The sequence below is a fragment of the Actinotignum schaalii FB123-CNA-2 genome (genome assembly GCF_000411135.1).
Taxonomy (GTDB): Bacteria; Actinomycetota; Actinomycetes; order Actinomycetales; family Actinomycetaceae; genus Actinotignum; species Actinotignum schaalii_A.
This window is the reverse complement of the sequence record NZ_KE150263.1, coordinates 401,902-426,753: the sequence shown is the minus strand read 5'-3', so window position 1 is coordinate 426,753 and position 24,852 is coordinate 401,902. Positions and strand designations below refer to the sequence as shown.

Annotated in this window: 20 protein-coding genes; 11 read left to right on the top strand and 9 right to left on the bottom strand. The window is 61.8% G+C overall.

From position 1 onward, the window contains the following. Nucleotides 1–243: 243 nt before the first annotated feature. Both glmS and guaB read left to right on the top strand, forming a co-directional pair. Nucleotides 244–2,250, top strand: a complete 2,007-nt coding sequence (gene glmS / locus HMPREF9237_RS07050; RefSeq protein ID WP_016443054.1) for a glutamine--fructose-6-phosphate transaminase (isomerizing) — start codon at nucleotides 244–246, stop codon at nucleotides 2,248–2,250. A gap of 144 nt (nucleotides 2,251–2,394) precedes the next feature. Further along, nucleotides 2,395–3,903: an IMP dehydrogenase gene (gene guaB / locus HMPREF9237_RS07045; RefSeq protein ID WP_016443053.1), complete on the top strand. Its 1,509-nt coding sequence runs from the start codon at nucleotides 2,395–2,397 to the stop codon at nucleotides 3,901–3,903. Nucleotides 3,904–4,125: 222 nt separating this feature from the next. On the opposite strand, the gene HMPREF9237_RS07040 is transcribed toward guaB, so the two are convergent. Next, nucleotides 4,126–4,812 (bottom strand): exonuclease domain-containing protein, encoded by a 687-nt coding sequence (locus HMPREF9237_RS07040; protein ID WP_016443052.1) that lies wholly within the window; start codon nucleotides 4,810–4,812, stop codon nucleotides 4,126–4,128. A gap of 203 nt (nucleotides 4,813–5,015) precedes the next feature. Here HMPREF9237_RS07040 and HMPREF9237_RS07035 point away from each other — a divergent pair, with 203 nt between their 5' ends. Next, entirely contained in the window at nucleotides 5,016–6,269 is a 1,254-nt protein-coding gene (locus HMPREF9237_RS07035) for a lipid II:glycine glycyltransferase FemX (RefSeq protein ID WP_016443051.1), read from the top strand. Between the two features lie 60 nt (nucleotides 6,270–6,329). Then, nucleotides 6,330–7,445, top strand: coding sequence for a GuaB3 family IMP dehydrogenase-related protein (locus tag HMPREF9237_RS07030; protein WP_039899112.1), 1,116 nt, complete (start codon nucleotides 6,330–6,332; stop codon nucleotides 7,443–7,445). Nucleotides 7,446–7,534: 89 nt separating this feature from the next. Here HMPREF9237_RS07030 and HMPREF9237_RS07025 read toward each other — a convergent pair whose 3' ends face one another. The 6 genes from HMPREF9237_RS07025 to HMPREF9237_RS07000 all read right to left on the bottom strand — a co-directional run bounded on the left by HMPREF9237_RS07025 (nucleotide 7,535) and on the right by HMPREF9237_RS07000 (nucleotide 13,499). Beyond that, nucleotides 7,535–7,966, bottom strand: a complete 432-nt coding sequence (locus HMPREF9237_RS07025; protein WP_016443049.1) for a GNAT family N-acetyltransferase — start codon at nucleotides 7,964–7,966, stop codon at nucleotides 7,535–7,537. Then, entirely contained in the window at nucleotides 7,963–10,158 is a 2,196-nt protein-coding gene (locus tag HMPREF9237_RS07020) for an NAD(+) synthase (protein WP_016443048.1), read from the bottom strand. The genes HMPREF9237_RS07025 and HMPREF9237_RS07020 overlap by 4 nt, the downstream gene beginning before the upstream one ends. Nucleotides 10,159–10,162: 4 nt before the next feature. After that, nucleotides 10,163–11,302 (bottom strand): alanine dehydrogenase, encoded by a 1,140-nt coding sequence (gene ald / locus HMPREF9237_RS07015; protein ID WP_016443047.1) that lies wholly within the window; start codon nucleotides 11,300–11,302, stop codon nucleotides 10,163–10,165. A 100-nt stretch (nucleotides 11,303–11,402) separates the two neighbouring features. Further along, complete coding sequence (locus HMPREF9237_RS07010) at nucleotides 11,403–12,308, bottom strand: hypothetical protein (RefSeq protein ID WP_016443046.1); 906 nt, start codon at nucleotides 12,306–12,308, stop codon at nucleotides 11,403–11,405. Beyond that, nucleotides 12,301–13,134: an ABC transporter ATP-binding protein gene (locus HMPREF9237_RS07005; protein WP_016443045.1), complete on the bottom strand. Its 834-nt coding sequence runs from the start codon at nucleotides 13,132–13,134 to the stop codon at nucleotides 12,301–12,303. The genes HMPREF9237_RS07010 and HMPREF9237_RS07005 overlap by 8 nt, the downstream gene beginning before the upstream one ends. Then, a complete protein-coding gene (locus HMPREF9237_RS07000; RefSeq protein WP_016443044.1) occupies nucleotides 13,131–13,499 on the bottom strand; it encodes a GntR family transcriptional regulator in 369 nt (122 codons plus the stop codon). Before HMPREF9237_RS07000 ends, HMPREF9237_RS07005 begins: the two co-directional genes overlap by 4 nt. Before the next feature lie 141 nt (nucleotides 13,500–13,640). Here HMPREF9237_RS07000 and HMPREF9237_RS06995 point away from each other — a divergent pair, with 141 nt between their 5' ends. The 6 genes from HMPREF9237_RS06995 to HMPREF9237_RS08995 all read left to right on the top strand — a co-directional run bounded on the left by HMPREF9237_RS06995 (nucleotide 13,641) and on the right by HMPREF9237_RS08995 (nucleotide 19,626). Then, nucleotides 13,641–14,660: a Gfo/Idh/MocA family oxidoreductase gene (locus HMPREF9237_RS06995; RefSeq protein ID WP_016443043.1), complete on the top strand. Its 1,020-nt coding sequence runs from the start codon at nucleotides 13,641–13,643 to the stop codon at nucleotides 14,658–14,660. Nucleotides 14,661–14,663: 3 nt separating this feature from the next. Continuing rightward, on the top strand, nucleotides 14,664–16,364 hold the full coding sequence (locus tag HMPREF9237_RS06990) for a sodium:solute symporter family protein (RefSeq protein ID WP_016443042.1): 1,701 nt from the start codon (nucleotides 14,664–14,666) through the stop codon (nucleotides 16,362–16,364). Next, nucleotides 16,365–16,826: a hypothetical protein gene (locus HMPREF9237_RS06985; protein ID WP_039898898.1), complete on the top strand. Its 462-nt coding sequence runs from the start codon at nucleotides 16,365–16,367 to the stop codon at nucleotides 16,824–16,826. 34 nt (nucleotides 16,827–16,860) lie between these two features. After that, nucleotides 16,861–18,663, top strand: a complete 1,803-nt coding sequence (locus tag HMPREF9237_RS09000) for an FAD-binding protein (RefSeq protein ID WP_016443040.1) — start codon at nucleotides 16,861–16,863, stop codon at nucleotides 18,661–18,663. Nucleotides 18,664–18,774: 111 nt separating this feature from the next. Then, nucleotides 18,775–18,984 carry a hypothetical protein gene (locus tag HMPREF9237_RS06970; RefSeq protein ID WP_016443039.1) on the top strand — a complete coding sequence of 70 codons (210 nt, stop codon included), beginning with the start codon at nucleotides 18,775–18,777 and terminating at the stop codon, nucleotides 18,982–18,984. Between the two features lie 33 nt (nucleotides 18,985–19,017). Beyond that, complete coding sequence (locus tag HMPREF9237_RS08995) at nucleotides 19,018–19,626, top strand: hypothetical protein (protein ID WP_016443038.1); 609 nt, start codon at nucleotides 19,018–19,020, stop codon at nucleotides 19,624–19,626. 197 nt (nucleotides 19,627–19,823) lie between these two features. Here the strand turns inward: HMPREF9237_RS08995 and HMPREF9237_RS06960 are convergent, their stop codons facing one another. Together HMPREF9237_RS06960 and pta are read right to left on the bottom strand one after the other, a co-directional pair. Continuing rightward, complete coding sequence (locus HMPREF9237_RS06960; protein ID WP_016443036.1) at nucleotides 19,824–20,999, bottom strand: acetate/propionate family kinase; 1,176 nt, start codon at nucleotides 20,997–20,999, stop codon at nucleotides 19,824–19,826. A gap of 70 nt (nucleotides 21,000–21,069) precedes the next feature. Then, a complete protein-coding gene (gene pta / locus HMPREF9237_RS06955) occupies nucleotides 21,070–22,764 on the bottom strand; it encodes a phosphate acetyltransferase (protein ID WP_016443035.1) in 1,695 nt (564 codons plus the stop codon). A 155-nt stretch (nucleotides 22,765–22,919) separates the two neighbouring features. On the opposite strand from pta, the gene guaA reads away from it, so the two are divergent. Further along, nucleotides 22,920–24,497: a glutamine-hydrolyzing GMP synthase gene (gene guaA / locus HMPREF9237_RS06950; protein ID WP_016443034.1), complete on the top strand. Its 1,578-nt coding sequence runs from the start codon at nucleotides 22,920–22,922 to the stop codon at nucleotides 24,495–24,497. Nucleotides 24,498–24,852: the final 355 nt, after the last annotated feature.

Genomic DNA, 24,852 nt, shown 5'->3' with positions numbered 1-24,852 from the left:
TGTTCTGAACATACTAGGAGCGTGGCCGGGCGGGAGTAAGTGCCTTTTGGTCCTAAAGTCTGACAACTTTTTGTGAGGTGAAATACACTCGGGCTGTGTGATGGCGGGGAAGGCACGTAGCTGCGTCGTCGTTCCAAAAGGATCCGGGGGCCGTGGGCGAAATTTGTCTGACCTGCGCAAATGTGCGCGCTGTGCGGGTGTTGGCTCTTTTCTCGGAGCCGCCGGCGCAGTACTTTAACTTCCATGTGCGGAATTGTTGGGTACGCGGGCCCGCGCTCGCGAGCAGAACAGGGAAGAACGAACGGCGCTGAAACGGCAAGCATCAGCGCTCAGGCCGAAGCCACCACCGGCGCCTCGACCGGCACCACCGAGCGTGCGCTGCAGGTGGTCCTCGAAGGTTTAGCTCGCCTGGAATACCGCGGCTATGATTCGGCCGGGGTAGCGGTAGCAGGGCCGGAGGGTCTGCGCGCGGTCAAGCGTGCAGGGCGTCTCGATAACCTGCGCCAAGCCCTTCAGGACACCCCGCTGCCGCCCGCGCAGGTGGCTATCGGGCATACCCGTTGGGCCACCCACGGCTCGCCCTCGGATACCAATGCCCACCCCCACGTTTCCTTCGACGGCCGGGTTGCTATCGTTCACAACGGCATTATCGAAAACTACCGCGAACTTGCCCAGGCGCTCGCGGGTGAAGGTATCAGGCCCGTCTCCGATACCGATTCGGAAATTGCGGCGCATATCCTCGCCCAGCAGCTCGCCGCGGTTGAACAAGAAACCGCCGCGGCCAGTGTCACGGCCAGCACTGCCACCACCGCGGAGCCCGGCTCAGGCTCCGCCCTCTTCCGCGCCATGCTCGCCACCGCGAATATCATTGACGGCTCCTTCACCCTCGTCGCTATCGACCGGGATCACCCCGATACCGTGGTGGCGGCCCGGCGAAACTCCCCGCTGGTCATCGGTCTGGGCGAGGGGGAGAACTACCTGGGTAGCGACGTGGCCGCTTTCATCTCCGAAACCCAGCGCGCCCTGGAAGTCCCGCAGGATACCGTGGTGGAAATCAGCGCGGATGCGGTGCGGCTCCTCGGTTTTGACGGCTCACCGCGGGCGGGTAAGGAATTCACGGTGGATTGGGATGCTTCGGCAGCTGTGAAAGGCGGATATGCCACTTTCATGGACAAAGAGATCCACGAGCAGCCGCGCGCCGTCGCCGATACGCTGCGCGGTCGCGTGGTTAATGACTCTCTCCAACTTGACGAAATGCGCATCAGCGAATCGGTACTGCGCACCATCGATAAAATCATCGTCATCGCGGCGGGTACCGCTTCTTACGCCGGGCAGGTGGCGCGTTACGCCATCGAGCATTGGTGCCGCATCCCGGTGGAAGTGGAACTCGCCTCCGAATTCCGCTACCGCGACCCGGTGGTGGGGGAGAAGACGCTCGTCGTTGCCATTTCGCAATCTGGGGAAACAATGGACACGATTATGGCGGTGCGTCACGCGCGTGAGCAGGGCTCGAAAGTCCTCGCCATCGTCAATACCTACGGCTCGACCATCGCGCGCGAATCCGACGCGGTGCTCTACACCCATGCCGGCCCCGAAATCGCGGTGGCCTCCACGAAGGCCTTCGTCGCCCAGATCACCGCATCCTATCTACTCGGACTCTATCTGGCCCAGATTCGCGGTAATAAATTCCGCGACGAAATCACCGGCTACCTCGACGAACTCGAAAAAATGCCGGCGCGCATGGAAAAAATGCTCGCCCAGGAACCGCAAATCCGCGCCCTGGCCCGCGAACTCAAGGGCGAAAACTCGGTGCTTTTCCTCGGCCGGCACGTCGGTTTCCCCATCGCCTTGGAAGGCGCCCTAAAACTCAAAGAAATCGCTTACGTACACGCCGAAGGTTTCGCCGCCGGGGAACTCAAGCACGGCCCCATTGCGCTCGTAACCGAAGACCTGCCGATTTTCGTGATCGTCCCGACCCCGCGCCGCCCCGAACTGCACGCGAAAACGCTTTCGAATCTGCAAGAGGTCCGTTCGCGCGGGGCCCGCACTATTGTGGTTGCGGAGGAGGGCGACGACGCCGTGCGCGATTTCGCCACCTCGGTATTCTGGGCACCCCGCGGCACGCCCACCCTCATGATGCCGCTCGTCACCGTCATCCCCTTGCAGATCTTTGCTTCGGAGATGGCGGCGGTGCGCGGCTACGACGTGGACAAACCGCGCAACCTGGCCAAATCCGTGACGGTCGAATAGCGGGCCTGACAGGGACCGGCGCTCACCCGGCTGACCTGGCGCGAAGGGCCGGCCTCGGCACGTTTCCGAGCGCCGGGCTAGCTGTGTTGATTTTCGCGCGCCGGTCACATTGGAGTTATCAGCTTGGCGCGATAACATGGGAAAATGGATTTCGTGAACGATTTTGCTCCTCTTGCTCTAACCTATGACGATGTGTTGCTTGTTCCGCAACCAACTGATGTTATTCCTTCCGAAGTCGATACCTCTTCCCACCTGACCCGCAATATTGTGCTGAAAACCCCCATGGCTTCCGCGGCCATGGATACGGTCACGGAGCGCGATATGGCTGTTGCGATGGCACGCCAGGGCGGTATTGGGATTATTCACCGTAATCTTTCCCCGGAAGATCAGGCCCAGCAGGTTCGCGAGGTCAAACGTTCCGAATCCGGCATGATCACCGATCCGGTGACCGTTGCCCCGAATGCCACGATTGCCCAGCTTGACGCCCTGTGCGGGCAGTATCGCGTGTCTGGCCTTCCCGTTGTGGATGAGCAGAAGCACCTGCTCGGCATTATTACCAACCGTGATTTGCGTTTCGTTCCGGAAGATGAGTACGCCACCACCCGGGTTGAGGATGTGATGACCCGCATGCCGCTGGTGACCGCACCCACGGGTGTATCCCGCGCGGATGCCCGGGCGCTCCTCAAGAGCCACCGGATTGAAAAGCTGCCCCTTATTGATGAGGATGGGCGCCTCACCGGCCTTATCACCGTCAAGGATTTCGTCAAAACCCAGCAGTACCCTAACGCTTCCAAGGATTCTCAGGGCCGCCTCCTCGTGGGCGCGGGCGTTGGCTACCTGACTGATTCGTGGGAGCGGGCCGGGATGCTTGCTGATGCCGGCGTGGACGTGCTCGTTATCGATTCGGCGAATGGGGAAGCGAAGCTCGCCCTTGATATGATTCGCCGCCTGCGTGCCGATTCCGGTTTCGACGGCGTGGAGATTATCGGCGGTAATATTGCTACCCGTTCCGGTGCCCAGGCACTGATCGATGCCGGGGTGGATGCGGTCAAGGTCGGGGTGGGCCCCGGGTCCATCTGCACCACCCGCGTGGTGGCCGGCGTGGGCGTACCGCAGGTGACCGCGATTGTTGATGCGGCGCGCGCCTGCAAACCGGCCGGGATCCCGCTGATCGCGGACGGCGGCCTGCACTGGTCCGGTGACATCGGCAAGGCCATCGTGGCCGGCGCGGATACTGTTATGCTCGGTTCACTCCTGGCTGGCTGTGTGGAGACCCCCGGGGATGTTATTTTCGTGAACGGCAAGCAATACAAGCACTTCCGCGGCATGGGTTCCCTGGGGGCGATGAGTTCGCGTGGCAAGAAGTCCTATTCCAAGGACCGCTACTTCCAGGCCGATGTGACCTCCGATGCCAAGCTCATTCCGGAAGGTATTGAAGGCCAGATTCCCTTCCGTGGCCCGCTGGCTTCCGTGCTCTACGAACTGGTGGGCGGCCTGGGCCAGACCATGTTCTACTCGGGTGCCTCCACCATTGCCGAGCTGAAGGAAAAGGGCCGCATGGTCCGCATGACCGGCGCCGGCCTCAAGGAATCGCATCCCCACGACGTGGAGATGACCGTGGAAGCCCCGAATTACTCCGGCCTCAAGTCTTAAATATTCCTACTCATAACCTCCTTTAGCTCGCTGCCGCGAGTGGCGTGGGCTGGGGTGGTAGCGAGGGCCGGGAACGTGAGAGCGCGTTCCCGGCCTTTCGCTATGTGCCGCAAGGTACGACGCCGCAGCCTGGCTCCCGCGTGGCTGGGTTGATGCGCGCGCTGGATTATGGGTTATCCGGTTGGGCTTACCCAGCCGGACTAGCAACGCGACCAGTGAGCACTATGCGCGCGGGACGGGCCAGCCTTCCTTAGGGCCATCCGAGCGGCCTACCTTACGCAAAAACTCTTGGAATTCGCGTTCTGCCTGCACCTGGATATCCACGATTTCCCGCAGCTCCTTTTCCCGCAGCTGGGGGAATTTCTCCACCATGGCACCGAGTACCCGCAGCGTGGCCACCACATCAGCTTCCGCGTTATGGAAAGAATCATCCTGGAACACCCCGTAGTGCATAACGAGGTTTTCTAGGCGCCGCTTACCCTTCCGGTAGCGATCTACCCCGCGATCAAGCAGATAAGGATCAATAACCGGGAAAATCTCCCCGCCCAAGCGCTGGCTGAGGGTGGGGAGCCCGTGGCGGGCCAGTTCACTTTCGAGCAGCGTGAAATCATAGGAGGCATTAAAAGCCACCACCGGCTGGCCGGCTGCTAGTTGCGCACCCAAAATATCCGCGATTTCACCGAGCACTTCCGCGATGGGGCGGCCCTCCGCGCGGGCTTGCTCCGTAGTAATGCCATGCACCTGGCTGGCGGCTTCCGGAATATCCACCCCGGGATCCGCCAACCAATACCGCCGCGAGGTTCCCTCACTATCCACCCGCACGAGCGAGCAGGTGACGAGGCGATCACGCCGGGGATCCACCCCGGTTGTTTCTGTATCAAAGCCGATAAGCGGCAGCGTGGTCCACACGGTTCCTATCCTTTCCGCGGCCCGCGCCGCGCTTCTGTCCTGGTGCTTCGTAGTCTAATCCGCCCCTACGACACAAAAATCGGCGCTTATGGCACAAAATAAGCACCAGCAGCCACATCGTATTTCCAGGGCTGTTTCAGCTTAAGTTACTCTAATAGGGAGTTGCGAATCAGCTCTGAGCTGCCCGGCAGGAAAGGAACGCTATGCAATTCGCGGTGCTATCCGAGAATGAGTACAACGACTATATGAGTGCGCAACGGTGTTTCCTCTCCCAAACGGTCAGCTACGGGCGGGTGCGCCAGGCCGAAGGCTACCGGGTGGAATATGTAGGCGTGCGTGATAACACCGGTACGGTTTGCGGGGCCGGTCTCATTATGTACCAGCCCTGGAAAAAGCTTTTCACCCGGGCTTCCCTCGCCTACGGTCCCACTCTGGACTGGAGTCAGCGGGAGGTAGTTGCCGCTTTCTTCAGCGGGCTCAACCGGCATTTCGCTTCCCAGCCGCGCCTGCTTACCGCCCGGATTAACCCGATTTTGGCGCGCCGCTGGTACACGGATATTACGCCCCTGGAAGATAACCCGGTCGCCGACGCGGTCTCCCACGCCCTGGAACGCGATGGCTGGCGCCACCTTCCTTATGAATTCGGGGAACGCTCCGATATTCAGCTGCGCTGGATTTACACCAAAACCATCTCCGGAATGAACTTCGAGGAAGCCAAAGCCACCCTCGCCAAGGGGCTGCGTCGTCGTTTCAATAACGAAAACCGCTACGGGGTGGAAACCCGTTTCCTCGGGCCGGAAGATTTCGACGTTTTCGCCCAGCTCTACGCGAGCACTCGCGACCGTACCGACGGCATGCCGGAGCTCTCGGCCTCCGCGGTACGTTTTTACCGCGATCTGATGGCGGATATGGGCCCCGAACGCGCGCTGCTCGCGGTGGCCTATGTATCCCCGCGCCGCTACCTCGACCAGATCGCCGCCGAACGCACTGAGGTACACGAGCGGATTGAGGTGCTGCGCGGACGTAAAGAAACGAAGGCGCGTGATCGTGAGCTTGAGCAGGCTGCCCAGCGCCTGGAGGTGCTTGACGGTCAGGAAGAGATGGCGCGCGAAACCCTGGCCGAGCGCGGCGACGCGGAGATTCCCTTCAATGCGGCGCTCGGATTCCGGGTCGGTTCCGAACTCATTTTGCTGCTGGGCGGGATGGATAAAACGCTGTCCGCCTACGCGCGCGACTACCCGGTTGAACGTGCCATGTTCAAATACGCCTGTGATGAGGGCCTGGATACCTACAACACCTTCGGGATTTCCGGGGACTTTTCTGAAGACGCGGATGATGCCAATATCCTCGCCTTCAAGCGCTGGCTCAACGGGCAGGTCGAAGAATTCGTGGGCACCTACGAAAAGACGTTCGCGCCGCGCTTCCTCGCCCGCGCGCTGGGTGCAGAAACTCGCTAGCCGCGCGGATGTGTGCCGCGGCCCGGTTGCTCGCCTTTCTTTACCGGTAAAGTGGAGGCCGTGAGCGAAATCGAGATTGGGCGCGGCAAACGCGCGCGGATGACCTATACCCTGGACGACGTCGCTATCGTGCCAACCCGGCGCACCCGGGACGTTCGCGAAGTCTCCACCGCCTGGCAGCTGGACGCCTACCACCTCGATATACCGGTGCTCAGCGCCCCCATGGATTCGGTGGCTTCCCCGGATATGATGATCCGCCTGGGGCAGGCCGGGGGATTGGGGGTGGCGGACCTCGAGGGCCTGTGGACCCGCTACGAGGATCCCACCCCGCTGTATGAAGAAATCGCCGCGCTGCCTGCCGAATCTGCCACCGCGCGCCTCCAGCAGATATACGCCGAACGCCACATCGATACCGGGCTGGTGCGCTACCGGGTAGCGCAGCTGCGCGCCGCCGGGATAACCGTGGCTGGGGCCTGTTCGCCGGGGCACGCGAAAGAAATTGTGCCGCTGGCTGCCGATGCCGGCCTGGATCTCCTGGTGATCCGCGGCACCACGGTGAGTGCCGAGCATGTGTCCACCACCCGCGAACCGCTCAACCTGCGCGGCCTCATTTACGATCTTGATATTCCGGTGCTGGTGGGCGGTGCCGTCACCTACCAGAGCGCGCTGCATCTCATGCGCACCGGCGCGGCCGGGGTGCTGGCCGGTTACGGGGGAGGGGCCGCTTCTGCGACGTTACGTACCGTGGGGATCGCTGCCCCCATGGCGACGACGATTGCCGATATCGCGGCCGCCCGCCGCGACTACCTCGATGAATCGGGCGGGCGCTACGTTCATGTGATTGCGGACGGCTCGGTCGGCAGCTCCGGGGACCTCATTAAAGCCCTGGCCTGCGGGGCAGATGGCGTGATGCTCGGAACTATTCTGGCACGGGCTAGTGAAGCACCCGGGCGCGGCTGGCACTGGGGGCCGGAAGCCCGCCACCCGCGCCTTCCCCGCGGGGAACGCGTATATGTGGGAACCGCCGGGACGCTGGAAGAAATCCTGGTGGGGCCCACCTCGAGCGCCCGGGGGCACACCAATATTATGGGGGCGCTGCGCCACGCCATGGCCGCCAATGGTTACTCCGATTGCAAGGAGTTCCAGCGCGCCCAGCTGGTGGTCACCCGCCGCTAAGCACGCTCACTACGGCAGCTAGGCGCGCTTCCCGCAGTGAGGCCGGCATCGCGGTAGCCACGCGGCCCACGCATTACGGCGTATCGCTTTTACTGCGCGTGATAGCGATACACGTTGGTATCCCGCGCTTCGAAACCGCAACGCCGGTAGAGCCGGTTGGCGGCTTCCCGGCTGGGCCGCGAGGTCAAATCCACCGATTTCACCCCGAGTTGGGCAGCGTGCGCCAGGGCAGCTTCCACAAGTTGCTGGCCGGCCCCGTGGCCGCGGGCGGCGTCGTCCACCACTACGTCCTCAATCCAGGCCCGCGTTCCGGTGGGAATCTGGAAAGTGACGAGGGTGAGCATCCCGAGGATCGGGGCACTTTCCGCTACCCGGTACACCAATTGGTAGACCCCAGGTTGGGAGAGCAACTCCGCGGCGGCAGCGCGCGAGAGCGGCGCGCTGCTTGAGGAGAGCTGCGGGATGAGGCGCTGGCAGGCCGCCAGGAAATCCTCGGTCACATTCTCTTGCAGGGAAATCATGCGTCCTCCGTGGGGGTGCTGGGGATATTCTCCAGATCGGCCAGCCACACCCGGCTGGTGGCATCGGATGGCATGCGCCAATCCCCGCGCGGGGAAAGCGAGCCACCCGAAAGGATCTTCGGGCCGTTGGGGAGAGTGGAACGTTTGAATTGCTGGGAGAAGAAACGGCGGTAGAAAAGCTCCATCCACTTCTTAATCTCTGCCAGGCTATAGGCGTGGCGGGCATCCCCCTCGATACCTTCCGGCCAGAAGCCGCGAGAGGAATCACCCCAGGCTTCCCGGGCTAGGAAAGCAATTTTCGAGGGCAGGAAACCGTAGCGCAGCGCGAAGTAGAGGGTGAAGTCCTGGAGTTCGTAAGGGCCGATTTTCTCCTGGGTGGATTGCAGCGCCCCACCGGCATCCGCGGGAACCAGCTCCGGGGAAATCTCTGTATCGAGAATATCCGTGAGGGCTTGCGCACCGGCGCCGGCCAGGAAGTCCTGGCGGGCCATCCACCGCAGCACATGCTGCATAAAGGTTTTCGGCATCCCCGCGTTCACGTTGTAGTGACTCATATGATCACCGACCCCGAAGGTGCACCACCCGAGGGCCAGCTCGGATAGATCCCCGGTGCCCAGCACGATACCGCCGTGGAAACCGGCCAGGCGGAACAGGTAATCCGTGCGCAGCCCGGCCTGTACATTCTCGAAGGTGAGATCGTAGACCGGCTCGCCACCCGCGAAGGGATGGCCCATATCTGCCAACATTTGCCGAGCCGCCGGGCGAATATCAATCTCCTCCAGCGGCACCCCGAGGGCTTCGCATAGCGCATAGGCATTGTTCTTGGTGTGCTGGGAGGTGGCGAAACCGGGCAGAGTATAGGCAAGGATATCCGTGCGCGGGCGCTCCAGCAGATCCATGGCCCGGCAGGCCACCAGGAGCGCGTGGGTGGAATCGAGCCCGCCGGATACCCCAATAATCAGCTTCGCGGAGCCGGTGGCCCGCAGCCGCGTGATAAGCGCGTAGACCTGGATGGAAAAAGCTTCGAAGCAATCGCGGTCCGGATTGCGTTCGCTGCCGCCCATAAAGGGGAAACGCACCACTTCGCGGTGCAGGCGCTGATCCGCAGGGCTCAGCGCGCTCATATCCGGGATGCCGGCAGTGAAATGAATGGTGCGGAAAGAATCCGTGCCCGGGTTGGAATACTCATCGCGTTCGGTGCCCTGGGTGAGCGCATTGTCATTAAAAGAGCCGTTGCGCTGGCGTTCCTGGCGGATACGATCCAGATCAATATCACCCAGGGTGGCGCTGTGGCCGGCCGAAAAACGCTGCCCGGCCGCGATTTTTTCCCCGCATTCGTAGATCACGGTTTGGCCATCCCAGGCCAGATCCGTGGAGGATTCCCATTCGCCATTCGCCGCGTAGATATAGGCCGCCGCGCAGCGCGCCGAAGCCCCGCGGATCAGCAGATCGCGGTCATCTTCACGCCCCACCGTGACCGGGGAACCAGAAAGATTGACGAGCACCTGCGCCCCGGCTAGAGCCGCGCGCGCCGAGGGCGGGATAGGAACCCACATGTCCTCGCAGATCTCCACGTGGAAATCAAAACCGGGAATATCACTGGCGGAGAAAATCAGATCCGGGCCAAAGGGAACGGTATCCCGCCCCAGCGTATAGGCCCAGGCTTCCTCGGTTTGCGCTAATTCGGCCCGTTGCTCCTCGGAAAGCCCGGTGCTCCAGGGCGCATCCGTGCACACCCCGGGCAGTTCAATATCCGCATTGCGCAGCCCCGCCCCGGAAGCGAAATGCCGCTTCTCGTAAAATTCCCGGTAATTGGGGATATAGGACTTGGGCACCACGCCCAGCACATTCCCGTGGTGGAGCACAACCGCGCAATTATAGAGGCGGTTGCGCCAGTGCAGCGGCGCCCCCACAATGAGTGCCGCATCGAATTCCGCGCTGGCTGCCCGCACGGTTTCCAGGGCCTCCAGGGAGGCGCGCAGCAGCGCATCCTGGAGGAACAGATCTTCCGCGGAATACCCGGTGAGGCTCAGCTCCGGGAACACGGCCAGCACCGCACCCTGTGCGCTCACCACCCGGGCAGCCGCAATAATGGCCTGGGCATTGCGCTGCGGATCGGCCACCACCACTTCCGGGGAGCAGGTGGCCACCCGCACGTAACCGTGACTGTAGATCGAGGAGAAATCGCTCATGGGACTAGTCTGCCATTGCCTGCGACACGCAGGAATCGTCAAACTCAGATTCGGGCAGCCCCAGCGCCCCGCTCAACGAATCAAAAACCCCGCGGTGGGTGATTTTCCCACCGCTAATATTCACGCCGCTAGCGAAACCGGGATCCGCGCTGGCGGCCGCGCGCCACCCCTCGGCCGCCAGGCGCACCACGTAGGGGAGTGTCGCCGTCGTCAAAGCTTCTGTGGAGGTGCGCGGAACCGCACCGGGCATATTCGCCACGCAATAGAAAATCTTTCCGTCCACCGTGAAAGTGGGCTCAGCGTGGGTGGTGGGATGGGAATCCTCGAAGCATCCGCCCTGGTCAATGGCAATATCTACGAGCACGCTGCCCGGGCGCATGCCTTCCACCATCGCGGAGGTCACCAGCTTGGGAGTGGAGGAGCCCGGCACCAGCACCGTGCCGATCACCAGATCGGCATCCGCAACCTGCTCCTCGATGGTCTGCGCGGTGGAGGCGAGGGTGGTGAGCATCCCGGCGTGACGCATCTCCAATTGGGCGAGCCGCTCAATATTAATATCCAGAATCGTCACGTTCGCGCCCATCCCGGCGGCCATAACCGCGGCGGATTCCCCGGCGATACCCGCGCCGATCACGGTCACTTTACCCTTGCGGGTTCCGGCCACCCCACCGATAAGAATCCCGGCTCCGCCCTGCGCGTCGAGAAGGTAATGCGAACCCACGATGGGGGCGAGTTTGCCGGCCACCCGGCTCATGGGCGCGAGCAGCGGCAGTGCTTTCCGTTCGCGCACGGTTTCATAGGCGATGGCGGTGGTGCCGGCATCCAGGAGCGCGCGGGCGAGCTTCGGCTGGGAAGCCAGGTGCAAATAGGTGAAAAGCACCAGGTCCTCGCGCAGATACCGGTATTCTTCCGCTTCGGGTTCCTTGACTTTGAGAACCGCATCGGCGCCCCACACCTCGGCCGCCTCCGGGCAGATACGGGCCCCGGCAGCCGCGTAGGCGGCGTCGGCGCATCCGGAGGCCGCCCCGGCCCCGGCCTGGACTAGCACTGTGTGCCCGGCCGCGGCCAGTTCGCGCGCACCGGCCGGGGTGAGCGCGACCCGGTATTCGTTATTCTTCAGTTCTGTGGGAACGCCAATAATCATGTGCTTAGTCTACGGTGCTCGTGCGCGCTGCTCCTAGGTAGGAACGACGACGGCGCTGCGGGCCGCGCTATCGCGCCCCGCAGCACGGTCCCGCTCCCAGCTAGAGCCGCAGTAGATGCAAGCGGCCGGTGGAACGCCGCGCCAGCGCCCAAGCGATCACCGCGCAGGTACCGAAGATGAGAATGAAACCAATCATCGCCATGAAGGCCCGATTGGCGGTGAGGAAATCCGTGAAGCCGATAGAGTCACTCACCCGCCCCACCCAATGCGCGAAATCCGTACCGGTGCGGGCCGCCCAGGTGCCGAAGCGTTCCCAATGGGGAAGCCAGAGGCGGGCGATAAATTCGCCCAGCCCGGTCACCCCGATGAGGTATCCGATCAGGGAGAGCCCGGCAAAGAAGGCAATGAGCACAGCAGCTGCCCGTGCCACTGTGCTCAACGACCAGCGCAGGAAGAAGGTGGTGAGGAGCACGGTTGTGAAGAAAAATGCGAGAAGGCCGGGCCACATGGGAATAAGTGTGAACCACACGCTGCCCGATTCCATCGCGTTACCGTTCACCAAAGTAGCACCATCGAGGAGCCTGGAGCCATTCGCGCTGCGTATAAAGGTCAGCGTGATAAAGAGAAGCACTGCGGTGACCGCCAGGTATTCAGCGCTCATCCGCGCGGCAGCCCGGGCCAGGGCATTGAAGAATTGCCGCCGCGTGGTTCCCGCTTGTAGGTGCGCTCGCATGGCAATCGTGGAGAGCATAGCTACCAGAACCATTCCCACTCCTAGGCAGACCCAGGCGAGCACGATCCAGTTAAGGAAGCCGTGATCAATTCCTTCAATGGCCATATGTGGGAGGTTATTGGTGGCCAGGGCCAAGGCACTCATGAAGACCAGTGCGCACCCCGTGAGTAGCCAGAAGCTCCGGTAGAAGTAGGAGAAGAGTCCTCGGTATCCGATCACTCGCCGGGCTGTGAGTTCAATCGCGGAATTAATACGGTGATACAGCTTAATCATGATCGACTCCAATCGGGGTGCGGGTGGATGCTTCCGCGCTTCCGGCCCGGGGCGCCTGCGCGCCCAGCGGTTGTGCCAGGCGGGCCCGCTGGGCGGGGGAGAGCGTCGTCGTCACTAAAACATCGGTGAGGGAAGCGAGGCTATCGGTGGAATGGCGCGCGCGAACCTCATCGGCATCCCCGGTCTCCAGCAGCTTCCCGCGGTGCAGGAATACCACGGTATCCACCAGGTTCTCCACCTCCTCGAGCAGGTGGGAGGAGAGAATAATGGTGCGGGGGTGCTCGGCGAAATCACTGAGCAAAACCCGGTAGAACAGTTCGCGCATGACCGCGTCCATGCCCAGGTGGACCTCATCGAAAATAGTGATGGGGCAGCGCGCAGCCAAGCCCAGAATCGCGGAAAATGTGGAGCGCTGGCCCACGGAGAGCCCGTCAATCACGCGGGTGGGATCCAGTTCAAAAAGCTCGAATAGCTCCCGGGCGAAATCCTCATCCCAGGTGGGGCGGGCCATGCGCCACAGATCCATCGTCATGGCGAGCGGGGAACCGGAAATCACCTCCACCCGAGCCGGAATATAGGCCACCCCCGGCATAACCTCCGGGTTTTCATCCACCGGATGCCCGTCAATAAAAATGTTTCCCGAGGCGCGCCCGCGGGAGCGCCGAATCGGGAGGAGCCCGGCGATGAGCATCCCGAGCGTGGATTTGCCCGAGCCGTTGCGGCCGAAAAGACCGGTGATGGTGTCGTGGCCGATCTCCACGCTGAGATCATCGAGGGCGCGAGCCCCGCGCCGGTAGCTGAAACTCAGGTTCTCGATGCTAATCATTGGTTCTCCTCCCAATAGGTCGAGACGAGTGTGGATATTTCCGCGGGGCTGAGGCCGAGCACCCGGCCCGCGGCGAGTGCCGGGGCGAGGGTCTCACTCAGGTAGGTGGCGCGCCCGCGCTCGCGCAGGGCCGCTTGTGCACCCGCGGTCACGAACATGCCGATGCCGCGGCGCTTTTCCAGGATTCCTTCCTCCACGAGGAGGGAAAAAGCTTTGTTCGCGGTGGCGGGATTAATGCGGTAGGTGGCGGCGTATTCGGTGGTAGACATGACCTTTTCTCCGGGCCCGAGTTCACCGGAGAGAATACGACGACGCAGATCCTCGGCCAGCTGCACATAGATCGGCACCGCTGAACTGAACTCCATCACGCCCTCCCTCCTTGGTTAGTTACATAACTAATGAACCATAGAACCGGCGGAGGCGCAAGTTGACCCATGTGTGACGCGAGTCTCTTCGGTGTGGGTGAAATTGCTTTAGGCTAATGTCACGTTTGGAAGGATTCCCTGTTGAAAATTGGTTTACTGGGAGCGGGCCGCGCCGGGCTTATGCACGCGCGCATTCTCGCCCACCGTGTTGATGAACTTGTTATTGCCGAACCGAAACCGGAGCGCAGTGCTGCCGTCGTCGCCGAACTGGAAGCTGAGGCTGCAACTCGCGCCCGTATCAGTGAAGCCAGCGTGGAGGCCACCCTCACGGACACCACCCTGGACGCCCTCGTCCTCACCAGCCCCACGGATGTGCACGCCGAACAGCTGCTGCGCGGCATGGAGCTGGGCATACCTATGTTCACCGAAAAGCCGGTATCCACTTCCCTGGCCTCGACCCTGAAAGTGCGCGAGGCAGCTCGCAAGCAGAAGGCTCGCATCCAGGTCGGCTTCCAGCGCCGCTTCGATACCGCCTATACCAGGGCACGGGCGGCGGTGCGTGAAGAAAGTCTGGGTCAGCTGCGCCGCCTGAGCATGGGGACCATGGACCAGGCCCCGGCCGCTCGCGAATTCCTGGCCGCTTCGGGCGGCATTTACATCGACTGCCTCATCCACGATTTCGATATGCTGCGCTGGGTGACCGGGCGCGAGGTCACCGAGGTCATGGCTTTCGGCACCGATCTGGGCCTGGCCGATTTCCGCGATTTCGGGGATGTATGCGAAACAGCAGCGGTGCTGCGCCTGGAAGGCGATGTGCTCGCCACCGCGCAATCTTCGCGTTTCAACGGCCACGGATATGACGTGCGCATGGAGCTGCACGGCACCGAACAGACACTCGCGGTCGGCTTCGATAATAAGTTGCCGGTGCGTTCCCTGGAGGATGGGGTCTCCTATCCGGAAGAGTCCGCCTGGGTTGATTTCATTGCCCGTTTCGCCGCCTGCTACGAACGTGAAATCGAGGCATTTTTGGAGGTGGTTGCGGGCCGCGGGGAGATTCCCGCTACGGTCGATGACGCCGTTGCCTCGCTACGTATCGCCGAAGCCGTGCGGTTATCGCAACGCGAGCACCGCGTGGTGTCCCTGGCCGAAATTGAGGGCTAGAGCATGGATTTGCGGCTCGACGCGAGCGCTTTCGACTACAGCTTCGTGGTGCTCTACCTGGTGCTGGTCCTTATTATCGGCGTGGTGACCCGGCGCAAGGTCAATACCTCGGAAGATTTTTTCCTTTCCGGGCGCTCGCTGCCGGCGTGGATCTGCGCACTGGCCTTCCTCTCCGCGAATATCGGGGCGGTCGAACTCATCGGAATGGCGGCCTCCGGCTCTCAATACGGCCTGCCCACGGTGCATTACTACTGGATCGGCGCGGTTCCGGCCATGGTTTTCCTCGGGCTGATTATGATGCCCTTCTATTACGGCTCGCGAGTGCGTTCGGTTCCCGAATACCTGCGTTTACGTTTCGACCGGCCCACCCACCTCTACCAATCGGTGATTTTCTCGGTGGCAACCATCCTGGTGGCCGGAATCAACCTTTTTGCCCTCGCGCTCCTCATTAACGTGCTCATCGGGGTGCCGCTGTGGGCCTCGATTATTATCGCGGCCGGCGTGGTGCTGGTCTACACGGTGATGGGCGGGCTCACCGCCACCATGTACAACGAGGTCTTGCAATTCTTGCTCATCGTTGCGGTGCTCACCCCGCTCACCATCGCCGGGCTGGCGCGGGTGGGCGGGCCGGCCGGGCTGGTCAACGCCCTCAACGAAACCCAGGTGCTCGGCCCGAACGGCCTGGATGTGTGGGGTGGAACCGGGTTGGGGAACACCACGAACCCGTACGGGAATTGGATCGCGCTGCTGCTGGGGATGGGCTTCGTGAATTCCTTCGGGTACTGGACCACGAATTTCACCGAGGTGCAGCGCGCGCTGTCCGCCAAAGATATGCGTTCCGCACGCCTGACCCCGATTCTCGCGGCGATCCCGAAAATGTTTTTGCCGCTTATTATTATCGTGCCCGGGCTGATCGCCGCGGTCCTCATTCCGCAACTGCATACCGGGGAGATCACGCATAATGAGGCTTTCCCGGCCCTCATGGGGGAGGTGCTCCCGCACGGCCTGCTGGGCATGGCTCTGGCCGGGCTGATTGCGGCCTTCATGGCCGGGATGGCCGCGAATGTTTCTTCTTTTAACACCGTGGTCACCTACGATATTTGGGAAACCTACGTGCGCCCGGGCCGCAAGGACACCTACTACATTAAAATCGGGCGGCGCTTGACGATTATCGGGGTGCTCATCGCCATTGGGGCCGCCTTTATTGCCGCAGAATTCTCCAATATTCAGGACTACACCCAGATGCTGCAGTCCATTTTCAACGCCCCGCTTTTCGCCACGTTCATTATGGGAATGTTCTGGGCCCGCATGAGTCCGCAGGCCGGGCTGTGGGGCCTGGTAGCGGGCGCAGCCGGCGCCGGGTTTATCCAGCTGGGTTACGCGAACGGGTTGCTGGCCTTCAATTCCTCCCAGGCGGCTTCGTTCACGGCTTCCGGTGTCGCTTTTATTGCTGATTTCATTGTCTCGGTGCTCGTCACGAAGTTCACGCGCCCCAAGCCCATCGAGGAACTCGACGGCCTGGTGTGGGGCCGCGTCAAAATGGATATTAAGGGTGCCCGGCCGGCTCCGAAACTGCACGAAGCCCGGGTGGCCGAAGCCCGCGAACGCGCCCTGACCGGCGAAAAACTGCACTGGTGGGAAGAGCCGGTGCCGCTGGGTATCGCGGTGCTCGCGGTGTGCACGGTTCTCAATGTGGTGCTGTAAATGAAGGGACGCGACGATATGAACGACGACGCAGCTCGGCTGGGCGCCGCGCCAGCTTCGGTGCCGGCGGCTGAGCCTCACCTTCCCGAGGCACGCCTCGGGCGACTCTCGCTTTTCGACCTGCGCACCTGGATCGCCATCATGTTCGGGGTTTTCGGCACGATGCTGGCCGGCTACGGGCTCTTCTTCGTGACCGAGGAAGACCTGGCCAAAGCCGCGGGAATCAACCTCAACCTCTGGACCGGCCTGGCGATGATCCTTGTGGCGCTCTTCTTCGCCGGCCGCAGTGCCGCGGCCCCGCAGGTGCTTTCCGAAGCCCTCGGATCGCGCCTGCCCGATGAGGATGGGCAGCCAGGTTCCACGCAGCCGGGGGGCAGCGTCGTCGAACCAATCCTTCGCGGAGCCCACCGCGGGGACGCTGGACCCCGAGCAGCCCACCGCGCCGCGGGAGAGCTAAGATAATGTGCAAGCCTAACGACTACGTCAGGGGACACTTATGACCATTGCGGTTGCCTACAAAATTGCCGGTGATCCACGTTCAGCGCACGTTCTGGACTCCGGTGTGGTGGATTGGAGCGGCGCGCGCCTCTCCATTAGCGACGACGACGCCGTTGCCATGCGGGCAGCGCGGGAACTCGGCGACGCCCTGGGCACCGAGGTTGTGGGCATCACCCTGGGTCCCGACTCCATCGGCACTCCGGCGCTGCGCAAGAACGCGCTTTCCAAAGGCCCGGATCGCCTCCTCGTGGTGAGTGATGATGCCACCACCAGCTGGAATTCCACCGCGGTGGGGGAGGCCCTGGCGCGGGTGGTCCAGCGCGATGGCACCATCACGGCGCTTATCACCGGCCCGGGTTCCACCGACGAAGGCTCGAAGATGGTTTCCGGCGTAATCGCCGGGGCACTGGGCTGGCCGTCTTTCCAGGATGTTTCAGCCATCAACACGGCGGGGGAGGCCCTCCTCCTCACCCAGCACACCGGCGGGCAGCGCCGCGAGGTGCGCGTGAGCGGCCCGGTGGTTATCGCTGTCACGTCCGATGCCGCGGCCGTCAAAGTCCCGGCCATGAAAGATATCCTCGACGCTGCCAAAAAGCCCGCCCAACTTCTTACCGCCGCCGACCTCGGCGATATGGAAGGGCGCACCCTTGACCCCATCGCGCGCGCGGTTCCGCCCGTCCAACCTCGCCTCCACCAAATCCTCGACGGCCCCGGTGCCGTGGCTGAACTCGTCGGGATCTTGGATCGCCGCGGCCTGCTGCCGAACGCCGGTTCCACGGGCATTTCTGGCGACGCCGCCGCTCCTAACGCTGCCGGCACTCCCGCGGCAGAGGCATCTTCGACTATCGGCGCCACCCCGGAGCACGCGGTATGGGTTATTACGGCCGGTGCCACTATTTCGCCTTTCCTTCCGGCCCTGCGCCGCTTCGATGCAGTTCATGTGATTGCCCTTGTCCCCGAAGGCGAAACGGCTCCGGAAAGTGGGCAACTGCCCGGCTTCCCGGATGCGACCAGCATGCAGGTTATTACGCACCCCAGTGACGTGCCGCCCGAGGCCCTGAGCGCAGCGCTCACGGAGCTCGTGGATGCCCAGCCCGGGGATATTGTGCTGGTTCCCAATGAGCCGAGCGAACGCGCGCTGGGTGGGGAAATCGCCGGCCGGCACGGCTGGCCCATCCTCACCGATGTGCGTGAAGTCAGCGCCGAACACGTGGTCAGCGGGCGTTTCGGCGCTATCTCCCTGGAAACCTACGCGCGCGCGGGAGTGACCTTCGTGGGCGTGATCGGTTCGCTTCCCGGTACGGCGGCTTGTGCCGGCGCTGGCAGCACCCCGGTATCTGAGGTGGCGGCTCCGGCCGGCGCGATAGCGCCGGCGCGGATCACGGCAGCTGAATCGGAAGATGTGTCCGAGCGGCGCTTGGCCACCGCCACCCGGGTGGTAGGTGCCGGCCGCGGTTTCGCCGCCAAGGAGGACCTGCGGCTCTTCCATGAACTCGCCGAGGTGCTTGATGCCGCGGAAGGGGCAACCCGCCCGCTGGCCGAAGGTGATGCTTGGCTCCCGCGTGATTCCTACGTGGGGCTTTCGGGCACGGTTATCGCCCCGGATTTGTATATCGCCATCGGTATTTCTGGCCAGCCGCATCACACCGCGGGAGTCACGGATTCCGGTGTCATCGTGGTGATCAATAATGATCCCGAAGCGGAAATGTTCGAATTCTGCGATTACGGAATCGTCGGAGACCTCTACACGGTGCTTCCCGAGCTCATTACCCTCATTCGGAAGCGGGTCGCAACGGATTAGAAGTCATCCACAGGATCGCCAAACGCTACCTCTATCCACAGGGTTGCATAGAGGTCTTTTGTGCGCCTCCACGCCATGCGAGAATGGCGGCAAAGAACGGAGGTTGCAACTATGGGAATTACGTACGGGCGAACCTACACCTCTCTTGAACAGGTTCTGGAGAGGAAAGAAGAGATCCTGCGTGAGGTCAGGATGACCCGGGAAGAATTCGACCGGCGCGCTGATGATTACCAGCTCGGACCGGAGGAAAGGGAACTCTATTGGGAAATGGAGCGCCTGGATTATTACGAAAGGGTGGCTCGCTATGGCCGAGAACCGTGATAATCCACGTGGGGTCTAGAGTTCCAAACCGAAATGTTCGCTAATTATCTGGTGGGCTTAGGCCGTCTCTTGGATGAGACGGCATCGGTGAATATTGAAACGGATACAATTGGGCGTGAACCTGGCATGAATATCACCGGGCTCATCTCCTTCCCCCACACTCTGGTAGTCCGCTTCGATTACGTGGTTTTCCTTGATCCAGAGACAGGTTTACTCACGGTCGACAATTCGACGTTCTCGGTCATCCGAGGAGCAAAAAGCAGTGAGCCGCTGGTGCGGTGGGATTATATTCGCTCACCACGCTCAAGTATTCCGTGCGCGCATGTTCAGGTGCATGCCCATCGTGACGAGTGGACACATGCCTTGGTCTTGGGCGGTAGTCATTCCCGCCGGTCGCGCCGGCGCATCAAGAATGAGGCTCGTACTCCTCGAATTGCTGATGTTCATTTCCCGGTGGGTGGGCGTAGGCTCCGGCCCTGCATTGAAGAAGTCTTGCTTTTCGTTATTGACGAATTCGGGGTGGCGTGCGCACCACAGGCACGCGAAGCACTCCACCAAGGTATATGGGAATGGGAAAATATCCAGCTGCGGGCCGCGGTGCGGCGTAACCGCGCTAGTGCACTCGAAGCCCTTGAGTCATGAACGCCACCTCCGGAAGCGGGTCGCAGCCCCGGCCCCCGAAAACCGGTAGCGAATTAATGGCCCTGGCCCTGAAAATAGGTGCCAGCCCCAGCTAGCAGTCACTCCTCAATCACCACACAGCCAAATAAGCCGGGGGGGAGTAACCGGAACGGTTACTCCCCCCTGCGTCGTCGTACCCGAAAATAACGGGCGCGTGCTTAGACGAGCGTCATAGCCTGCTGGGCGATGGCCAGCTCCTCATTGGTAGGAACCACGAGCACATGCACCGTGGAATCCTCCGTGGAGATCTCCCGCGCGTTCTTCGAGCGCGTAGCGTTCTTTTCGGCATCGTACTTGACACCGAAGGGAGCCAGGCGGTCAAGGACTTCCTTGCGGATAATATCGTCATTCTCACCCACGCCGGCGGTGAAGGTCAGGGCATCCAAGCCGCCAAGAATCGCGGTGTAGGAGCCGATGTACTTGACGATGCGATGGACGTAAATATCCACCGCTTCCTTCGCGTTCTCATCGCCCTTCTCCACCATGGCGTGCACGTCACGCAGATCGGAAGAGCCGGTCAACCCCGCCATACCGGACTGGCGGTTGAAGAGCTTATCGATCTCATCGATGGACATCTTCGCCTCGCGAGCCAGGTGGAAGACGGCGGCCGGATCAATATCACCGGTGCGTCCACCCATGACGAGACCCTCCAGCGGGGTCAGGCCCATGGAGGTCTCCACCGCACGGCCCGAGTCCACCGCGGAAACCGAAGCGCCGTTACCGATATGCAGCACGATCTGCTTGAGATCATCGCGGCCGAGGAACTTTGCTACCTCACCGGACACATACTGGTGCGAAGTGCCGTGAGCGCCGTAGCGGCGGATCTCATACTTATCGGCAATCTCGCGGTTGAGGCCGTAACGCGCGGCCTCTTCCGGCAGGCTCTGGAAGAAGGCGGTATCGAAAACCGCCACGTGCGGGACGTTCGGGAGCAGGCGCTGTGCCACCTTGATGCCCTCCAGGGCCGGCGGGTTGTGCAGCGGACCGAGCGGCTGGAGCTCTTCGATCTTCTGGCGTACCGCATCGTTGATGAGGGCCGGGCCATCGAAATACTTCCCGCCCTGGACCACCCGGTGCCCGACGGCGCGAATGGAGCCATCATGCAGGGACGGGCCGGCGGCATCGAAGAATTCGAGCACCTTCTCCATACCGACTTCGTGGTTGGGAATGGGGCCTTCCCATTCGCGCACGTCCTCGCCGTGTTCGTGCTTGACGTGGCCAGCGGGCAGGCCGATCTGCTCCACGAGGCCGGAGGCGAGTTCCTCACCCGATTCGGGGTCCACGACCTTGTACTTGATCGAGGAGGAGCCGGAATTAATTACGAGAACGGACAAAATGATCTCCTTGTGTTTGTGACCGGGTGGAGGCCCACCCCTATAACTTCAGTGTAATGCTGGATACAGCTTATTCCTGCGCCTGGATCGCGGTAATCGCCACGGTATTGACGATATCCTCCACGAGCGCGCCGCGGGAAAGGTCATTGACCGGCTTATTCAGGCCCTGGAGCACCGGGCCTACGGCCACCGCGCCCGAAGAACGCTGCACGGCCTTGTAGCCGATATTGCCGGCATTCAGATTCGGGAAAACAAAAACCGTGGCGCGGCCGGCTACCGGGGAATTCGGCAGCTTCTTCTTCGCGGCCGCGGCATCAACCGAAGCGTCGTACTGGAGCGGTCCGTCAATAAGCACACCCTCAGGGGCGAGACTCTTCGCGAGCTCCGTGGCTTCCCGAACTGCATCCACATCCGGTCCCTTCCCGGAGGTACCCGAGGAGTAGGAGAGCATGGCCACGCGCGGCTCAATACCGAATTGCTGGGCGGTGCGGGCCGAATCGATGGCGATGCCGGCCAGCTCTTCCGGGGTGGGATTGGTATTGACCGCGCAATCGGCGTACACGTAGACGCGATCATCCATGAGCATGAGGAAAGCACCGGAGACCGTCTTCGTGCCGGGCTTCATCTTGATGGTCTGGAAGGAGGGAACAATGGTATTCGCGGTGGTGTGATTCGCTCCCGAAACCATGCCATCGGCATCGCCCATGTAGACCATCATGGTGCCGTAGTAGGAAGGATCCTTCATCTTCTCCACGGCTTGATCGTAGGTCACGCCCTTCTTGGCACGCAGCTCGGCGAACTTCTCCGCGTAGCGGCGCACCCGCTCCGGATCATCAATCGAAATAATTTCTGCACCGGATACATCCACCCCGAGCTCAGCTGCGCGGGCGAGAACCTCATCCTTGTCCCCGACCAGCGTAATATCCGCGATATCGCGAGCCAGGATCTGGGCGGTGGCCAGCAAAATGCGGTCATCTTCGGCTTCGGGCATAACAATGCGCTTCTTTGCCTTGCGGGCCCGGGCCGCCAGGGAAGCCTGGAAAGACAGCGGGGTGATAACCGAGGATTCCTCTTCCATCGCGGCGATGAGAATGGCCCGATCCGCATCGGTAAAGGAACGCGCCTCACCATCGGGGAGGTAAATAGTAGGAATGCCCAGGTCACGCATGGTGGTGGGGACGGTCTCATCAGCGTCAACAACAATGAGGGCGCTCAGGGTGCCGTACCGATCCGCGATCTCCTTCGCGGAAAGCTGGGCCACAACCTCCACCTGCGCGGCACTGCGCTGAGCCGCAGAAACGGCAACGATGCCGGTGGTTCCCAGGTTGGCGATGGTGCGGCCGGTGCGCGAAAGCATCCCGGGATTGATGGGATCCCCGTCCAGAATGCCGAGAATGAGCACCGCATCAAAGTTCTGGGCGTAATCGGTGTAGCGATTCACCAGCTGGGTCATGGCCTCTTCTTCGTCAGCCACGTAAGCCTGCCGGCTCGAACCCCAGGCGATATCGCGATCCTCGCCGCGGCCAACCTGGTCGAGCAGCTGAAGGAAGGCGGAGTCATTTTCGATATTTCCGTTGGTGAACGCCCGGAACACCCCGACGTTCTTGTAAGTGGAGGTGAGTACATCAACGTAGGCGCTGGCAACCGCCTGGGTGCCCGCATTACCTTCTACCGCGGTGAAATATACGCTGTAGGTCACTTTCTTATCCTTCCGGCCCGTGAGGACCCTTGAAAAAATAGGCGTATCCACGCCGGGATATCCCATCAAATAATCTCACATCTTGCGGGCAGATGTGCATGCCCAGCTCAGGTCCGTGCGGGCGGGTGAACGCCGTCGCTGCATTCCGGTGACGAAGGTCCTAGAAACCTTCCGGGTGGGGTCTGGCGCTCAGTAGGCGCCGGCGCGTTTTAATCATTAGAATGAACAGCGTGAATACCAGCGATAATTCCCCGGTTCTTGTTGTCGATTTTGGTGCGCAGTACGCTCAGCTCATTGCGCGGCGCGTTCGTGAAGCACACGTTTATTCAGAAATTGTTCCGCATACTATGTCCGCCGCGGATATGCTGGCGAAAAAACCCGCGGCCATTATTCTTTCCGGTGGCCCGGCATCCGTGTACGCGGAGGGCGCTCCAGCAATCGATAAGGATATTTTTGAGGCCGGGGTTCCCATCCTCGGGATCTGCTACGGGTTCCAGGCGATGGCCCAGGCACTGGGCGGGCGTGTGGGGCGCACTGGCACCCGCGAATACGGACGTACGGAAGCCCGTACCGCCGGTGATTCTTGCCTCTTCGCCGGCCTTGAAGATAAGCAAATTGTGTGGATGAGCCACGGGGATGCCGTGAGTGAAGCTCCCGAAGGCTTTACCGTTACCGCCGCTACCGATGAAACTCCGGTGGCCGCATTTGAAGATCGCAAGCGCCGGCTCTTTGGCGTGCAATGGCACCCGGAAGTGCTTCACTCCCAACGGGGTCAGGCCGCTCTGGAAAACTTCCTCTACGAAGGCGCGGGGATTAGTCCGAACTGGACTCCTTCCTCCATTATTGACGAGCAAGTGGCCCAGATTCGCGAGCGGGTGGGTTCCGCGCAAGTGATCTGCGCACTCTCCGGCGGGGTGGATTCCTCGGTTGCGGCTGCCCTTGTGCACAAAGCCATTGGTGACCAGCTCACCTGCTTCTTCATCGACCACGGGCTGCTGCGCGCAGGTGAACGTGAGCAGGTGGAACGCGATTACGCGGAAAGTACCGGCATTCGTATCTTCACCATTGACGAATCCCAGCGCTTCCTCTCCGCACTGGCCGGCGTGCGCGATCCGGAAACGAAGCGCAAGATTATCGGGCGGGAATTTATTCGCTCTTTCGAAAGTGCGCAGCGTCAGCTAGTCGATAAGCTCGGTGGCGGGGAGGACGTGAAATTCCTCGTCCAGGGAACTCTCTACCCCGACGTGGTGGAATCGGGTGGGGGAGAAGGTGCTTCCAATATTAAGAGCCACCACAATGTGGGTGGCTTGCCCGAGGATATGAATTTTGAGCTTATCGAGCCCCTGCGCAGCCTCTTTAAAGATGAGGTGCGTGCCATTGGGCGCGAACTGGGCGTGCCTGAGAAAATCGTGGCCCGCCAGCCCTTCCCGGGGCCGGGTCTGGCGATCCGCGTGATCGGCGAAGTTACCGAAGATAACCTGCGCATCCTGCGCGAAGCGGATGCTATTGCTCGCGAAGAGCTTACCGCAGCAGGTTTGGACGCCGAGATTTGGCAGTGCCCGGTGGTGCTGCTGGCGGAGGTTCATTCGGTGGGCGTGCAGGGCGATCACCGTACCTACGGGCATCCCATTGTGCTGCGCCCGGTATCTTCCGAGGATGCGATGACGGCAGATTGGGCGCGCGTTCCTTACGACGTGCTCGCCCATATTTCCAACCGCATCACAAACTCCGTTGCGGAAGTAAATCGCGTGGTTCTGGATGTAACCTCCAAGCCGCCGGCAACGATTGAATGGGAATAGGACCTCCTGTTAAAAAGTGATTTCTCACACATATGAGACGGGTGGTGACGTGAAGTCGCGTATCGGCGCGCCCACTGGGGGTGCCGCGGGATTGTGCGCCACTCGTCTCACGTGTCTGGGAATGTTTTTTCACAGAAGCGCGTTAGGATAAATGTAGGCGCGGACAGCGAGTGGTAAACGCCCGCCGCCCGTGCCGGACAATACAATCGAGAGTCGCTTGTGCCTGGCCGATTAATACGGACAACAGGTAAAAGAATCAGGACTTGTTACCTCGGTGCCGTAGCGATTCGCACAAGGGTGTGAATGCGGTGCGGACGCAAGCGTGCGGCAATTTCTTACGGAATCTCTATTCCGT